Annotated in this window: 20 protein-coding genes; 10 read left to right on the forward strand and 10 right to left on the reverse strand. The window is 69.3% G+C overall.

Annotated elements, in window-relative coordinates:
* Positions 1-17: 17 nt before the first annotated feature.
* Positions 18-1568 (forward strand): SDR family oxidoreductase, encoded by a 1551-nt coding sequence (locus ASE16_RS13945; RefSeq protein ID WP_055895876.1) that lies wholly within the window; start codon positions 18-20, stop codon positions 1566-1568.
* Here ASE16_RS13945 and ASE16_RS13950 read toward each other — a convergent pair.
* On the reverse strand, positions 1531-2088 hold the full coding sequence (locus ASE16_RS13950; RefSeq protein WP_082581454.1) for a MarR family winged helix-turn-helix transcriptional regulator: 558 nt from the start codon (positions 2086-2088) through the stop codon (positions 1531-1533). The genes ASE16_RS13945 and ASE16_RS13950 overlap by 38 nt on opposite strands.
* Before the next feature lie 74 nt (positions 2089-2162).
* On the opposite strand from ASE16_RS13950, the gene ASE16_RS13955 reads away from it, so the two are divergent.
* From ASE16_RS13955 to ASE16_RS13980, 6 genes are read left to right on the forward strand one after another with little or no spacing between them, the layout of a single operon-like run.
* Positions 2163-3248: a polyprenyl synthetase family protein gene (locus ASE16_RS13955; protein WP_055895881.1), complete on the forward strand. Its 1086-nt coding sequence runs from the start codon at positions 2163-2165 to the stop codon at positions 3246-3248.
* Entirely contained in the window at positions 3245-4168 is a 924-nt protein-coding gene (locus ASE16_RS13960; RefSeq protein ID WP_055895884.1) for a phytoene/squalene synthase family protein, read from the forward strand. The genes ASE16_RS13955 and ASE16_RS13960 overlap by 4 nt, the downstream gene beginning before the upstream one ends.
* A complete protein-coding gene (gene crtI / locus ASE16_RS13965; protein WP_055895886.1) occupies positions 4165-5775 on the forward strand; it encodes a phytoene desaturase family protein in 1611 nt (536 codons plus the stop codon). The genes ASE16_RS13960 and crtI overlap by 4 nt, the downstream gene beginning before the upstream one ends.
* The gene (locus tag ASE16_RS13970) at positions 5772-6146 is read left to right on the forward strand and encodes a lycopene cyclase domain-containing protein (protein ID WP_055895890.1); all 375 of its coding nucleotides are present in this window, start codon (positions 5772-5774) and stop codon (positions 6144-6146) included. The genes crtI and ASE16_RS13970 overlap by 4 nt, the downstream gene beginning before the upstream one ends.
* Positions 6143-6463 carry a lycopene cyclase domain-containing protein gene (locus tag ASE16_RS13975; RefSeq protein WP_055895893.1) on the forward strand — a complete coding sequence of 107 codons (321 nt, stop codon included), beginning with the start codon at positions 6143-6145 and terminating at the stop codon, positions 6461-6463. Before ASE16_RS13970 ends, ASE16_RS13975 begins: the two co-directional genes overlap by 4 nt.
* On the forward strand, positions 6460-7344 hold the full coding sequence (locus ASE16_RS13980; RefSeq protein WP_157480384.1) for a prenyltransferase: 885 nt from the start codon (positions 6460-6462) through the stop codon (positions 7342-7344). Before ASE16_RS13975 ends, ASE16_RS13980 begins: the two co-directional genes overlap by 4 nt.
* On the opposite strand, the gene ASE16_RS13985 is transcribed toward ASE16_RS13980, so the two are convergent.
* The 4 genes from ASE16_RS13985 to ASE16_RS14000 form a co-directional block, all read right to left on the reverse strand.
* Positions 7334-8164, reverse strand: a complete 831-nt coding sequence (locus ASE16_RS13985; protein ID WP_055895899.1) for an alpha/beta fold hydrolase — start codon at positions 8162-8164, stop codon at positions 7334-7336. The two genes, ASE16_RS13980 and ASE16_RS13985, sit on opposite strands and share 11 nt — an antisense overlap.
* A gap of 4 nt (positions 8165-8168) precedes the next feature.
* Complete coding sequence (locus tag ASE16_RS13990) at positions 8169-8645, reverse strand: SRPBCC family protein (RefSeq protein ID WP_055895902.1); 477 nt, start codon at positions 8643-8645, stop codon at positions 8169-8171.
* Positions 8642-9058, reverse strand: a complete 417-nt coding sequence (locus ASE16_RS13995; protein ID WP_235500498.1) for an ArsR/SmtB family transcription factor — start codon at positions 9056-9058, stop codon at positions 8642-8644. Before ASE16_RS13995 ends, ASE16_RS13990 begins: the two co-directional genes overlap by 4 nt.
* Before the next feature lie 100 nt (positions 9059-9158).
* Complete coding sequence (locus tag ASE16_RS14000; RefSeq protein ID WP_055895908.1) at positions 9159-9539, reverse strand: glyoxalase superfamily protein; 381 nt, start codon at positions 9537-9539, stop codon at positions 9159-9161.
* Positions 9540-9741: 202 nt separating this feature from the next.
* On the opposite strand from ASE16_RS14000, the gene ASE16_RS14005 reads away from it, so the two are divergent.
* Together ASE16_RS14005 and ASE16_RS14010 are read left to right on the forward strand one after the other, a co-directional pair.
* A complete protein-coding gene (locus ASE16_RS14005) occupies positions 9742-10692 on the forward strand; it encodes a J domain-containing protein (RefSeq protein ID WP_055895911.1) in 951 nt (316 codons plus the stop codon).
* 33 nt (positions 10693-10725) lie between these two features.
* The gene (locus ASE16_RS14010; protein ID WP_055895915.1) at positions 10726-11115 is read left to right on the forward strand and encodes a VOC family protein; all 390 of its coding nucleotides are present in this window, start codon (positions 10726-10728) and stop codon (positions 11113-11115) included.
* 23 nt (positions 11116-11138) lie between these two features.
* On the opposite strand, the gene ASE16_RS14015 is transcribed toward ASE16_RS14010, so the two are convergent.
* Genes ASE16_RS14015 through ASE16_RS14030 form a run of 4 tightly spaced genes read right to left on the reverse strand, consistent with a single transcriptional unit; the run spans position 11139 to position 13226 of the window.
* Entirely contained in the window at positions 11139-11576 is a 438-nt protein-coding gene (locus ASE16_RS14015; protein WP_055895918.1) for a hypothetical protein, read from the reverse strand.
* Entirely contained in the window at positions 11573-12406 is an 834-nt protein-coding gene (locus ASE16_RS14020) for a DUF72 domain-containing protein (protein ID WP_055895922.1), read from the reverse strand. The genes ASE16_RS14015 and ASE16_RS14020 overlap by 4 nt, the downstream gene beginning before the upstream one ends.
* Positions 12406-12777 (reverse strand): RNA-binding S4 domain-containing protein, encoded by a 372-nt coding sequence (locus ASE16_RS14025; protein WP_200949648.1) that lies wholly within the window; start codon positions 12775-12777, stop codon positions 12406-12408. The genes ASE16_RS14020 and ASE16_RS14025 overlap by 1 nt, the downstream gene beginning before the upstream one ends.
* A gap of 2 nt (positions 12778-12779) precedes the next feature.
* Positions 12780-13226: a hypothetical protein gene (locus tag ASE16_RS14030; RefSeq protein WP_055895929.1), complete on the reverse strand. Its 447-nt coding sequence runs from the start codon at positions 13224-13226 to the stop codon at positions 12780-12782.
* 72 nt (positions 13227-13298) lie between these two features.
* Here ASE16_RS14030 and ASE16_RS14035 point away from each other — a divergent pair, with 72 nt between their 5' ends.
* Positions 13299-13805 (forward strand): hypothetical protein, encoded by a 507-nt coding sequence (locus ASE16_RS14035; protein WP_055895934.1) that lies wholly within the window; start codon positions 13299-13301, stop codon positions 13803-13805.
* Here ASE16_RS14035 and ASE16_RS14040 read toward each other — a convergent pair.
* Complete coding sequence (locus tag ASE16_RS14040) at positions 13795-14625, reverse strand: DUF1295 domain-containing protein (protein ID WP_082581455.1); 831 nt, start codon at positions 14623-14625, stop codon at positions 13795-13797. The genes ASE16_RS14035 and ASE16_RS14040 overlap by 11 nt on opposite strands.
* Positions 14626-14676 lie beyond the last annotated feature (51 nt).

Raw genomic sequence — 14676 nt, forward strand, 5'->3', positions numbered from 1 at the left:
GAGCGTATGGTCACGGCATGACCGATTCAGCAGTGCGACCCGACCACGAGACACCAGCGGGAACGGGCGGTCGCCGAGCCCTGGTCACCGGGGCGACCGGCTACATCGGCGGACGCCTGGTGCCCCGGCTCCTCGCCGAGGGCTTCACGGTGCGGGTGCTGGCGCGCTCGCCGCAGAAACTCACCGACGTGCCGTGGGCGCCGCAGGTCGAGATCGCGGAGGGCGACCTGCACGACCGGGATGCGGTGGCCTCCGCCATGCGCGACGCCGACGTCGTGTATTACCTCGTGCACTCGATGCGCGCCTCCGGCGACTTCGACGACGAGGAGGCGGACGCCGCCCGCGCGGTGGCGGAGGAGGCGGCTGCTGCCGGGGTCGGCCGCATCGTCTACCTCGGCGCGCTGCATCCGGAGGGGGAGCTGTCGCGGCACCTGCGGTCGCGGGTCGCGGTCGGACGCATCCTGCTCGATTCCGGCGTGCCGACCGTCGTGCTGCAGGCCGGGGTCGTCATCGGCTCCGGTTCGGCGTCGTTCGAGATGATCCGTCACCTGACCGAGGTGCTGCCGTACATGCCGGCTCCGCGCTGGGTGCGCAACCGCATCCAGCCGATCGCGATCCGGGATGTGCTCCGCTATCTGGTCGCCGCCGCCGATCTGCCGCCCGAGATCAACCGGGCGTACGACATCGGTGGTCCCGACATCCTGCGTTACGGCCAGATGATGAACGGGTTCGCGCTGGAGGCCGGGCTGCGGCAGCGCCCGATCGCATCGCTGCCGGTGTTCACGCCGTGGCTCGCCTCGCAGTGGGTGAACCTCGTCACGCCCATCCCGCGCAGCCTCGCCGTGCCGATCATCGAATCGCTGCAGTACGACTGCGTGGTGCGCGAGCACGACATCGACGGGGTCATCCCTCCGCCGGAGGGCGGCCTCACCGGGTACCGCACTGCCGTGCGGCTCGCCCTCGCCAGGGTGCGCGACGGCGACGTGGAGACGAGCTGGCGCAACTCGTCGATCGGGAACGCCCCGAGCGACCCACTGCCGAGCGACCCCGACTGGGCAGGGCACACCGTGTACACGGACGTGCGGGAGCGGGAGAGCAGCGCATCCCCCGACCGGCTCTGGCGGGTGGTCGAGGGGATCGGCGGCGAACGCGGCTGGTACTCGTTTCCGCTGGCCTGGGCGCTGCGCGGGTGGATGGACAAGATCGTCGGAGGGGTCGGGCTGCACAGGGGCCGCCGCGACGCCGACCGCCTGCAGACCGGGGATGCCCTCGACTGGTGGAGGGTCGAGCGGATCGACAGGGGCAGGGAGCTGCGACTGCGGGCGGAGATGCTGGTGCCAGGGCGGGCGTGGCTCGAGATGCGCGTCGACCAGGAGGGGGAGGGCTCGCACTATCGTCAGCGCGCGATCTTCTTCCCGAAAGGGTTGGCCGGCCGGCTCTACTGGTTCGCGATCCTGCCGTTCCACGGCGTGATCTTCAACGGGATGGCCAACAGGATCGTCGCGGCGGCTGCCGCGGACGACGGCTCCGCTACTCCGTCACCTGCACCGGTGTCGCCACCGCGGTGAGCTCGGTGAGGAACCGGATGATCACCTCGCGCTCCGCGGGTGACATCGCCCTGGCGACCTCGAAGCGCTGCGCGTGCTGCTTGCCCATCAGGCGGCGCACCTGCTGGTGCGTCTCTTCCGTGATGGCGACGGTCACCGCTCGGCGGTCGGTCGGATGCGGTCTGCGCTCGATGTGCCCGGCGCGCTCCAGCCTGTCCAAGAGCTTGGTGGTGGATGCGGTGGAGATGTGGAGGTGCTCGGAGAGGGCTCCCGCCGTCACGGCGACACCGGCGTTGACCGACGCGATGATGTACCGCAGCGCCTTCATATCGGTGTCGTTCAGCTTCATCGTGCTGCGCGACTCGAAGCTCAGTCTCTGTTCGGCTTCCCGCCAGTCTCTGATGGCCGTGAGCACCTGGACGACCTGCGCGAGGTCATCGTCGCTGAGGTCGTCGTGGTGGACGAGTTCCTGCCGGGGATCTATGACGCGGGGGTCGAGCAGCGACCCTGATACGCGGCGCGCGTCCTCCTTGGAACCCATTCCCACATCCTAGGCCAGGGTGTAAGAATCGTGCTAGGTTATTTACTTACTTGGCTAGACAAAGGGGAGCGGAGATGACCCAGGTCCATCAGGGAACACCACCGCGTATCGGTCTGCCAGAGGTCGATGCCAGGCTCGCCTTGTTCTTCGCCGAGCGCACAGAGCAGGCCACGCGCTACGGCAGCGAGTACCAGCGACTCTGGACGAGCGCGAAGAGCGCGAGCGACGGAGGCAAGCGCATCCGCCCCGGCTTCGTGCTGAGCGCATTCGACGCCATCGGTGGCCCAGGGCCTGGCATCGCGACGACCGCGGACGCGATCGACACCGCTGTGGCCTTCGAACTGCTGCACACCGCCTTCCTGCTGCACGACGACGTGATCGACGGCGACACGGTGCGGCGCGGCAGACCCAACGTGTCCGGCGAGTTCGCCAGGGATGCGGTCTCCCGCGGCGTGCAGCCGGAGCGCGCTGCGCTGTGGGGAGAGACGGCGGCCATCCTGGCCGGCGACCTCCTGCTGCACGCGGCTGCATCGCTGGTCGCGCGCCTCGACATCCCGTCGGCGGCCCGCACGGCACTGCTCGACCTGCTCGACCACAGCATCTTCGTCACCGCGGCCGGCGAGCTCTCCGACGTATCGTTCAGCGTGCGGCTCGACGAGGCGCGCCTGCCGGACGTCCTCGCCATGACAGAGCGCAAGACGGCGGCATACTCCTTCGCTGGGCCGCTCGCCGCCGGAGCCATCCTGGCCGGAGCGAGCGGAGACGTGCTGGCAGCGCTCGGTGAATACGGAAGGCTGCTCGGCATCGCCTTCCAGCTCGGCGACGACCTCCTCGGCGTCTTCGGGCGAGAGGACGCGACGGGCAAGAGCATCGTGAGCGATCTCCGGGAGGGCAAAGAGACCTCACTGATCGCGTACGCGCGCGCGACGTCGGCCTGGCCGCGCATCCAGCAGCACTTCGGCCGCTCAGACCTCGACCACGAAGCGGGGCGGCGCCTCGCGGCGGAGCTCGAAGCGTGCGGCGCACGCGCGTTCGTCGAGGGCCTGGTGACCGAGTACGCCGACGCCGCGGTCGCGGCACTGGCCGCTCCCGGCCTGCCCGCCGCGCTGAGCGACGAGCTCCAGGCCGTGGCGCGCTCCTGTGTGGGGAGGATCGCATGACCCGCGAAGCCGAGCTGACCACGCCGGGCAGCGCGCACCCGGCGAACCCCACCGACCTGTCGCTCTACACCAGGGCGGCGCACACCAGCTCGGCCACGATCATCCACGAGTACTCGACGTCGTTCGGGATGGCGACCAGGCTCCTGTCGCCCGAGGTGCGGCCGCAGGTAGAAGACATCTACGCCCTGGTCAGGATCGCCGACGAGATCGTCGACGGGGCGGCCGCAGAGGCCGGTCTCGCCGTGGACGACCAGCGCGCGCTCCTCGACGCGCTCGAAGCGGACACCGAGCGGGCGATGCGCACGGGATACAGCGCCAACGTCGTGGTGCACTCGTTCGCCTGCACGGCGCGATCCGTCGGCATCGACGCGACGCTGACCGCGCCGTTCTTCTCGTCGATGCGGCGCGACCTCAGCCCAGTGGATTTCAGTTCCGACGAGCTCGGCGCATACATCTACGGTTCCGCCGAGGTGATCGGCCTGATGTGTCTGCGGGCATTCCTCTCGCACGAGCAGGTCGCCACAGAGCGCAGGATGCGATTGGAGCGCGGTGCCAGACGGCTCGGCTCCGCCTTCCAGAAGATCAACTTCCTCCGCGACCTGGCCGTGGACTGGACAGAGCTCGGCCGCAGCTATTTCCCAGGCATCGACCCCGGCAGGCTGACCGAACGGCAGAAGCTGGAACTCGTGGTGGACATCGAGCGCGACCTGGGGGCGGCGCAGGACGCCATCCCCGAGCTGCCGGACAATTGCCGCCGCGCCATCGTGGCGGCGCACGCACTGTTCGCGGAACTGACGGACCGCATCCGGTCGACCCCGGCGTCGCGGCTGCTGTCCACGCGCGTGAGCGTGCCGACCCGCACGAAGCTGGCGATCCTGGTGCGTGCGACCGCCGGCTGGGGGGCGGGGTCCTCCCGATGACGCGGCCGGCCTCCGTGGTGGTGATCGGCGGCGGGATCGCCGGAGTGGCGACCGCGGCCCTGCTGGCCGACGACGGCTACCGGGTGACGCTGCTCGAACAGCACGAGACCCTGGGCGGCCGGGCCGGCACCTGGTCGGCGGACGGGTTCCGGTTCGACACCGGACCGTCCTGGTACCTGATGCCGGAGGTCTTCGACCACTTCTTCCGGCTGCTCGGCACCACATCGGCGGAGCAGCTCGACCTCGTCACGCTCGACCCCGGCTACCGGGTGTTCGCCGAGTCGGGGGAGGCGCCGCTCGACGTCAGGGCGGACTACGCAGCCAACCGCGCGCTCTTCGAGGCGGTCGAGCCTGGCTCCGGCGCGAAACTGGACCGCTATCTGGACAGTGCGCGGGAGACCTACCGGATGGCGGTCGACCGCTTCCTCTACGGAACGTTCGCGTCCTTCCGGCCGCTGTTCGCGCGCGACCTGGTGACCAGCATCGGCCGTCTGGCCCGCCTCCTGCTCGAATCGCTCGGCAGGCTCGCCGCGCGAACGGTGAACGACACCAGGCTGCGGCAGATCCTCGGCTATCCGGCGGTGTTCCTCGGCACCTCTCCCGGCCGGGCGCCGAGCATGTACCACCTGATGAGTCACCTCGACCTGGAGGACGGCGTCCGCTACCCGCAAGGCGGCTTCGGCACGATCGTCGACAGCATCGCGGCGATCGCCCGCTCGGACGGCGCCGACCTCCGCACCGGCGCCAGGGTCACCGCCATCCGCACCGAGCCAGGCGCAGCACGCGCCAGAGTCACCGGCGTCGAGTATCGGGATGCGGTGGGCGGCCTGCACTTCGTCCCCGCCGACATCGTGGTGTCGGCCGCCGACCTGCACTTCACGGAGACGCGCCTGCTGCCGGAGCAGCTTCGCACATACCCTGAGCCGTACTGGGACCGCCGCGACCCAGGCCCCGGCGCGGTGCTCGTGATGCTCGGCGTGCGCGGCGAACTCCCCGAGCTGACCCATCACAATCTGTTCTTCACCACCGACTGGGACGACAACTTCGAGCGCATCTACGGCGCCGACCCGTCTATCCCCGACCCGGCGTCGCTCTACGTCTGCAAGCCGAGCGCCACCGACCCCGGCGTCGCGCCCGATGGCTGCGAGAACCTGTTCGTCCTCGTGCCTGTGCCCGCCGACGTGTCCATCGGCTCCGGCGGTGTCGACGGCGCTGGCGACAGGGTGGTGGAGCGCACCGCGGACGCCGCGATCGCGCAGGTCGCTGCCTGGGCGGGCATCCCCGACCTCGCTGAGCGCGTGGTCGTGCGGCGAACGGTCGGCCCCGACGACTTCGCCACCGACCTGAACGCCTGGCGCGGGGGAGCCCTCGGACCCGCGCACACCCTGCGGCAGAGCGCGTTCTTCCGCGGCCGCAACGCCTCGGCGAAGATCGACGGCCTCCTCTACGCCGGGGGCTCGACCATCCCGGGCATCGGGCTGCCGATGTGCCTGATCAGCGCCGAACTGGTCCTCAAGCGTCTCCGCGGCGACACGAGCACCGGACCCCTGCCGGAGCCCCGCGCCGCGGAGACCGCGGCAGAGTCCAGGCAGGAGCAGGTCGGGTGAGCGTCCTCTATCTGCTGACCGTGCTGGTCGCCATCGGCTCGATGGTGCTGCTCGACCACCGCTTCCGCCTGTTCTTCTGGCGGGATGCGCGCCGCGCCACGATCGTGCTGGTCGTCGGTGTGGCGTTCTTCCTCGCCTGGGACCTCGCCGGCATCGGGCTGCACGTCTTCGCCCGCGGCGGGTCCCGGTTCATGACCGGCATCGTGATCGCGCCGGAACTCCCGCTGGAGGAGGTCTTCTTCCTCACCTTCCTCTGTTACCTCACGATGGTGCTGGTGACGGGCGCCTGGCTGCTGCTCGGACGCCGCGCCGCTGGCAGGGCGCGGGACGATGGGGTCCGCGACGGCGCACGGATGCGGGACGACGCATGACCTACCTGCTCCTCAGCCTCGGGTTCCTGGCCGTCGCGGTCGTGGTGCTCGTCGTCGCACTCGTCGGTGCGCGGGACCGCGCAGCCATCGTCCGCCGCTGGTGGCTCCCCGTCCTGATCGCCGGGGTCATGCTCGCCGTGCTCACCGCCGTGTTCGACAACGCGATGATCGCCTCCGGCCTGATGACCTACGGAGAATCGCACATCAGCGGAGCACGGATCGGCCTGGTCCCCGTCGAGGACTTCGCATACCCGCTCGCCGGCCTCCTGCTCCTGCCGGCACTGTGGCTGCTGCTGCGGAGGCGACGCCGGGAATGACGATGACGCGCTCCACCTCCCCGTTCCGCCAGCTCGTGCTCGCTTCCCGCCCGCTGAGCTGGATCAACACCGCGTTCCCCTTCGCCGCCGCGTACCTGCTGACCACGCGGCAGGTCGACCTCACCCTCGTCGTCGGCACGATCTACTTCCTCGTCCCGTACAACCTCGCCATGTACGGCATCAACGACGTGTTCGACTACGAGTCCGACCTCCGCAATCCGCGCAAGGGCGGGGCGGAGGGCGCGATGCTCGACCGGGGGATGCACCGGCGCACCCTGATCGCGGCGGCCGTCACGAACATCCCGTTCCTGATCTACCTCGTCGCGGTCGGCTCTCCGCTGTCCTGGCTCGTGCTCGCGGTGAGCGTGTTCGCCGTGCTCGCGTACTCGGTGAAGGGGCTGCGGTTCAAGGAGATCCCGTTCCTCGACTCCGTGACCTCCAGCACCCACTTCGTGAGTCCTGCCCTGTACGGGCTGGTGCTCGCCGGGGCGGTGTTCACGCCGCAGCTCGCCGCAGTGCTCGTGGCCTTCTTCCTGTGGGGGATCGGCAGTCACGCCTTCGGCGCCGTGCAGGATGTGGTGCCGGACAGGGAGGGTGGCATCGCCTCGATCGCGACAGCGCTCGGCGCGAGGGCGACGACCAGGTTCGCGATCGCCGCCTGGGCGCTCGCCGGAGTCGCGATGCTGTTCACCGCGTGGCCAGGGCCGCTCGCCGCGGTGCTCGCTGTGCCGTACATCGTGGCGGCCGCGCCGTTCTGGAGGGTGACGGACGAGGACTCCGCCTCCGCCAACCGCGGCTGGAGGCGGTTCCTCTGGATCAACTACGCCTGTGGTTTCCTCGTGACCATGCTGCTCATCCTGTACGCGGCGATCACGCGCTGAACGCAGCGATCTCCGGCCCGACGGCCTTCTCCGAGACCTGGTGGGTCTGCCCGGCGAGCACGCCGGATCGCGCCCCGGGGATGGTCGCGGCCAGCGCATCCTGGGCCTCGCGCATCGGGGCGGCGGCCTTCGATCCGACCAGCACCAGGGTCGGCACGGCGATGGTCGCCAGCCGCTCGGTGGGCAGGCGGAACCCGTCCATCACCCGGATGTCGTTCGGCAGGGTCGGGGCGACGGCCGTGAGCTGTTTCCAGACCTTCGGCATCAGCCGCATCATGGCGGGCATGAACGCGGGAGCGCCGACCATCTTCGTGAGGAAGTAGCCGACGGCTGCACCGTTCTTGCCCTGGGCGAGCAGCGCCTGGACGGCGGCGAGGTGATCGACGCTCGTGTCCTTCCAGCCGTCCGCGATGTACGGCGCCTCGTAGGTGACGAGCCGGCGCATCGGGATGCCAGCAGCGGCGGCCTCGAGGGCGACGCCGGCGCCGGACGAGCTGCCGTACACGTTCACCTCCCTGCCGGTGTCCACCGCCGCCTTGGCGATCACGGCGCGCAGGTCGTCGACCTCGTGCTGCACCGCGTACGGCTGGCGGTCGCCGCTGTCCCCGCGGCCGCGCCTGTCGTATGCATACACGGTGAAGCGGTCGGCGAGCAGCGCGGCGAGCGGCCTCGCCGGCCCGAACGCCCTGGTGCAGAGCGCGCCGTCGACCAGGACGAGCGCCGGCCCCGTGCCGGATCGCTCGTACGCGATGCTCGTGCCGTCGGCGGAACTCACCGCGCCGACGGCCGGGGCGACGGTGGATGCGGTCTCATCGGTCATGCTGCTATCCCTTCGCTGTCGCAAGCTGAGCGTCGAGCTTGACGAACGACTCGCCCCAGCCGATCTCGGTGTCGTGCTGGGCGTCCCGGTCGAACGGGCCTTGGTGCAGAGTGATCCTGGTGCGGTCTCCGTGATCGTGGAACTGGATGCGCAGGAAGAGGTTGTCGAACGTGCCCAGCTCGGCCACGGCGGAGACGTCGAGGACGAGCAGTTCCGGCTCGACCAGTTCGACGATGGTGCCGCGCATCGGGAAGCTGTCGCCTGTGGCGTCGCTCACCATCGCGAGCTCCCATCTCCCGCCGACCCGCGGCTCGACCACGATCGAGTCCTCCGGCGCCGAATGCGCTGTCGGTGCGAACCAGGACGCGAGCAGGTCGGGCTGCATGAAGAACTTCCACACCAGCGCGCGCGGAGCGTCGAACGCCCTGGTGATGTAGACGTCGGTGTCGGCGATCCCTGTCGGTCGGCTGCTGTCACTCATGCTGTCTCTTCTTCCTCTTCTGGCTCGCGTCCGGTCTCCGAACCTGGTTCGTGCCGGCGTTCGTTCTCCTGGAAGGCGGCGATGGCCGCATCGAGGCGGTCGAAGCTCGCGTTCCAGAACCGCTTGTACCGCTGCATCCACTCGGTTGCCTCCCTGAGCGGCTCGGCCTCGAGATGGCTGAGCCGAGTCGTGGCGACACGGCTGCGGGAGACCAGCCCGGCGCTCTCGAGCACTTTGAGGTGCTTGGAGATCGCCGGCTGGCTCATGGCGAACGGTTCGGCGAGCTCGCTCACCGAGGCGTCGCCGTTCTGGAGACGCAGCAGGATCTCCCGCCGGGTGGGATCGGCCAGGGCGGCGAACACCGCACTGAGCTGGTCTGTGCCCTGCGCATCCATCGACGTCACCCCATCCATAACCAAACGGTTCTATAACCGATGAGGTAACAATAGTGGATGCGCGGCCCCTGTCAAGAGGGTCCGCGCATCCCGGCCGGGCGGTCGCGCTCGGATGCGCTCAGTCGCGCTTCGGCAGCTCCTGCAGCGACCAGGCGTTGCCGTCCGGGTCGGAGAAGGTCACGAAGCGGCCCCAGGCCAGGTCGGCCACGCCCTCGGCCGCCACACCGTTCTCCTGCAGGTGAGCGAGCGCGTCGTCCGCGTTCTGCACCACGATCTGCAGGCCGCGCTGCGAGCCGGGCTCCATGTCCGTCAGGCCTTCGCCGAACGCGATCGAGCACGCGGAGCCGGGAGGAGTGAGCTGCACGAAGCGCAGCGTCTCCGAGACGCGCTGGTCGTGGTCGGCGATGAAGCCGACCTGGTCCACGTAGAACGCCTTCGCGCGATCCACGTCGGTGACGGGGATGATGATGAGTTCGATGCGCCAGTCGGTGATGGCCATGAGCTGAGCCTTTTCTCTTCGTTGTCCGTTCGTTGATTCCAGCGTAAAGACGATTGCGGTCATCTTCCGGCCGCAATGAAAATCTGTGGAAAACATCTCACTCCCTGCCAGTGGGGAGGAAGCTCACAGCGCAGGAACGGTATCGTCGGAAGGCAACGCGGACACCCTCCGCACCAGGACGGCCGAGAAAGACGAACGAGCGATGAGCGACAGCCCGGCTTCGCCCACCCCATACGAGGTGCTCGGCGTCGCCTCCACGGTCAGCCACGACGACCTCCGCCGCGCGTATCGGCGGCTGCTCAGGGAGACCCACCCGGACACGGGCGGCACGGCGGCGCGCTTCCAAGCGGTCCAGGAAGCCTGGGAGCTCATCGGCGAGCCGGACGACCGCGCCCGTTACGATCGCGGCGAGGCCGCATACCCGTCCGACGTCACCGCGGAGGGCTCCACCGGAGGCGGGTTCAGCGCCACCTTCCACGCCACCCGTTCCCAGTCGCAGGGCGCGACGGTGCGAGCTCGCAGCTACGGGCATCCAGGCGGACAGGCGCGCGAACGCTACCTCCACCTGATGCGCGAGTGGATGGGCAGGGGAACGGAACTCGACGACCCGTACGATCCAGGGCTCGTCCGCTCCGCCCCGCGCGAGATCCGCCAGCTCCTCGCCGCCGCGCTCGCAGAGGAGGCGACGGCGCGCGCCGTCACCGGCCTCGGGATCGGCTTCACCATCTGGAACGACGTCTCGGTGCATCCCCGTTCCGACGCGAAGCTCGATCACGTGGTGCTCGGCCCTGCCGGGCTCTTCGCCATCCGGTCGGCCGACTGGGGAGGAGAGGTCAAGCTCTCCAAGGGCGACGTCGTCGGCCAGACCGTCGACCGCGACGAGCAGCCCTTCCACGATCTGCTGCGCGACGCCAAGACGTTCTCGCGCCAGGTGGGGGTGCGCTTCACCGGCCTGATCATCGTGGTCCCCGACGACGCGCTCGCCGTGCCGTACGACCGCATCGAGCGCGGGAAGCTGGCCGGGTCGCTCCTCGTGCGCCGCTCGCTGCTCCCGCTCGTCCTCCGCAACGGCGCCAACGCCGCTGGCAGGGAGAGTGTTGACAGGGCGTTCGAACTGCGCACCAGGCTGCAGGAGAGCATCCGGTTCGTGTAGACGCGAAGCCTGCCGGAGGAGCAGAGTGGGCACATGGTCAAAGCACTCGACATCTTCAGCGGCTTCAGCGTCAACGACATCCCGGCGGCCAAGGCGTTCTACGCCGACACGCTCGGACTGCAGGTGACCGACGGCCCGATGGGCAACCTCGATCTCGCGCTGCCGTCCGGGAGTCACGTCTTCATCTACCCGAAGGACGACCACACCCCGGCGACTTTCACCATCCTCAACCTGGTCGTCGAGAACATCGACGACGCGGTCGACGAGCTCAACGCCAAGGGCGTCAAGACCGACATCTACGACGACCCGAACCTCCCGACGGACGCCAAAGGCGTCCTGCGCGGCAAGGACGTCGATCGCGGGCCGAACATCGCCTGGTTCCTCGACCCGGCGGGCAACGTCGTCTCCGTGCTGGAGAACTAGCGGGGCTGCGTGTCGTCGGAGGACTAGCCCCCGCCGCAGGGCAGGTGCCAGACGGCAGGGTCCATCGGGAAGCCGAACGCCCACACCAGCCACACGGTCACGGCGGAGAGCAGCACGATCGCCAACGCGACGACGCCGAGTGCGCGCCCGAGGTTCAGCACGACGGCGACGTAGCCGACGAGAACGGCGAGGGCGCCGAATGCCAGCGCGCCGACGACGGCCCACCCTTTGAGGTCGAGCACGAGCTGCGACACGTGCTCCTGTGCAGGGGTGAGCGACGGCCCCTCGCACGCCGAGATCGTGGTCGCCCGCGCGATCGGCGCGTAGAGGAGGGCCGCGAGGCCGAGTACGCCAGGGCCGCACGCCGCGGCGATGATCGACGAGATCAGGGCCGTCACGCCCACGAAGCGGAACGGGACGGCCCGCCGGCGTGCGACGGCATCCGGCGTGGTCGCGCTCATGCGTCGGTCGCCTCGGCCGGCAGCCCCAGCCGCTCCCGCAGGGCCATCGCATCCACCGGCGAACGCACCTTCAGGTCGTTGTCGAAGTACGCGTACACATCCTGACCGGCGTCCAGCCAGCGCCGGATGTCCTCCGCCCAGCGGTCGAGCGCCTCCGGGGTGTATCCGCTCGCGTACAACTCCTCGTCGCCGTGCAGCCGCAGGTACTGGAAGTCCGCTGTGGTTTCCCGGATGACGGGGTAGCGGCCTGCCGTGTCCGCAACGACGATGGCGACTGCCGCATCCCGTGCCATTGCTGTGAACTCCGGCACGTCGAAGGTCGCATTGCGCACCTCCACCGCGTGCCGAAGCGGGAGCTCGAGGCCTGGCGAGAGGAAGGTGCGGTCCTCGTCCAGGGTCGACTCGGCGCCGAGGGCCGCGGCCGCCGTGGTCGTTCGCGGCAGCGTGGCCAGGAACGCGGCGACCGCCTCCGGATCGAACGGCAGGTTCGGCGGCAGCTGCCACAGCATCGGCCCGAGCTTCTGGCCGAGCGCGAGCACTCCGGATGCGCAGAAGTTCGCCACCGCCTCCCGCGCGTTCTTCAAGCGCAGGATGTGCGTGATGTACCTGCCGCCTTTGACCGAGAAGACGAAGTCGTCGTCCGTCTCCTCTGCCCAGCGGCGGTAGCTCGCCGGTTTCTGCAGCGCGTAGAAGCTTCCGTTGATCTCGATCGAGTCCAGTCGCTCCGCCGCGTATGCGAGCTCCGCGCGGTGGGGGAGACCCTTCGGGTAGAAGACTCCGCGCCACGGAGCATACGTCCATCCGGAGATGCCGATGCGGGCGACGGCCATCAGCGCCCCCGCAATTGGTCCAGGATGCGCCTGTCGCGTTTCGTCGGACGCCCAGCCCCGCGCTCGCGCACGATCGCGGACGGCGCCTCGGCCTTCGGCGGCGGAGGGGGAGTCAGTTCGTCGACGCACTCGGCGGCGACGGCAGCGCCCACCCGCTTCACGATCAGCCGCTTAGCGATCAGGATGCGCTCCGTCTCGCCGACCCGCGCCCGCACCTCGTCGCCGATCTTCACCGGAGTCGCCGGCTTGGCCTTCTCTCCGTTCACCCGCAGGTGACCGGCCTTGCACGCCGTGGATGCGGCGGAGCGGGTCTTGTACAGCCGCACCGCCCACGCCCAGGAGTCGACGCGGACGCTCGCAGGTTCAGCCACGATCAGACCGCTTCGGCCAGCTGGCTCTTCCACTTCACGAGGCTGCGGACGGTCTTGCTCTTGTCGTTTGCGAGCTTGTCCATCACGTCCGCGGGCACGAAGTAGTTGACGGCCACCCAGCCGCGCACGACCTCCGAGCGGTCGTCGGCGAGCATCCGGAGGATGTCGCACGGCGTCGCCTCGTTCTTGGCGACGCACCCGCGCACACCGGCGTCCTTGTCTTTCGCGAGAGTGAGGAAGAGGTCCTCCGGCGTGTTGTAGCTGCTCGCGACGCTCTCCCTGATCTTGGGATTCGGGTCGGTGGCCAGCAGACGCAGGCGACGGATCTTGCTCTCGGTGACAGGGGGAGCCGGGTGCAGGGCCGCCGCCTCCTCCGCGGTGAGCATCGCAGGCCGCTGCTCACGCATCGCCTGACGCTGGGCCGGGGTGTTGAACCGAATGCACGACATCCTCCAACGGTACGCGCTCGATCCATCGAAATGTGGAAGCGGGCGCGCGTCGCGCAGGGTTACCGTAAAAGCATGGAATCTCTGCTGAGGACGCTCGACCGCATCGCGGGAGGGCGGCACGCCGACTACACGATTCCGGATGAGAACCTGCGCGATCCGAGGACCCGCCGTGCGTTCGTGGTGATCACCTGGCTGCTGGTCGCCGAGTTCGTGGTGGGTGTCGCCGCCGTCGTGATCGCGGTGGTCCTGGCCGTCGGCGGCGAGAGCATCCCGTGGGCCGTGTGGATGCGCAGCGTCGTGGTGCTCGGCATGACGGTGACGCTGTTCTACTTCGCCTGGCGCGCGCAGAAGGGCTACTACTGGGCGTACTCGCGGCTGAGGCTGTTCTCGAAGATCTTCCCGGTCGTCACCCTCGTGATCGCCGCGATCCCCGGGCTGTACCCGCTCTGGATGGTGACGGAGCAGATCCTGTTCAGCCTCATCCTGATCGGCGTGGCGGACTATCTCGACTCCGACCACATGCGCGCCGCATTCCCCAAGCCTGGCAAGGCAGGCGGGCAGGAGCCGGCTACGGCGTGACGGGCTCCTCGCCGCGGCTCCGCGGCGGCCACGGCACGATCGGCGACGTGCGCCGCTGGTACTGCGCGTACTCCGGGTAGCGCGACAGCGAGATGCTCTCGGTGAACACCGTCGAGCCGATGAACAGCCCGGTCAGCAGCAGGGGGCCGATGACCGTCCACTGCAGGATCGACCCGGCGGCGACGCAGCCGAACAGGAAGACGACCCACCACTGCGCCTGCTCGAAGAAGAAGTTGGGGTGCCGCGAGACGCGGAACAGGCCGGACTGCAGGAAGCGCGGCTGCGGCTCTCGCCCTGCCGCCTTCTCCGCGTTCTTCCACCGGTGGAAGTTCCACTGCTGCTGGTCGGCCACGGTCTCGCCGACGAGGAACGCGAGGAAGACGACGGCGCAGACGACGTCGAGCACGCCGAGCGGGGTCTGGTGCAGGTAGGCGGTCCAGGCGGGAAGCGTGATGAGGAAGAGCAGCACGTTCTGGTAGATCACGATGAAGAACAGGTTGAACAGCCAGAACTGCCAGGCGGGCATCCTGCCGCGCAGCACGGCCCAGCGGTAGTCCTCTCCGCCCGGCGCGTATCCGCCCTTGCGCGCGAAGTTGAAGGTGAGCCTGATGCCCCAGAGGGTGACGAGGACCGCCATCAGGTTCAGCCGCGCATCCTGCAGCCCGGCGAAGCCCGCGTAGATCCAGACGTACGCGACGGGCACCACCGACCAGATGCGATCGACCCAGGAGTGCTCGCCCGTGACGAGCGAAAGCACCCAGGTGACGACGCAGACGCCGACCAGGACCCACAGACTGACGATGAAAGGCTCCACGCCCACATCTTATGCACGCATTCGTCCCGCGCCGCGGAGCTTCCCGGCGCGGGCGGC

Source organism: Leifsonia sp. Root227, assembly GCF_001428745.1.
In the GTDB taxonomy this organism is placed as follows: domain Bacteria; phylum Actinomycetota; class Actinomycetes; order Actinomycetales; family Microbacteriaceae; genus Leifsonia.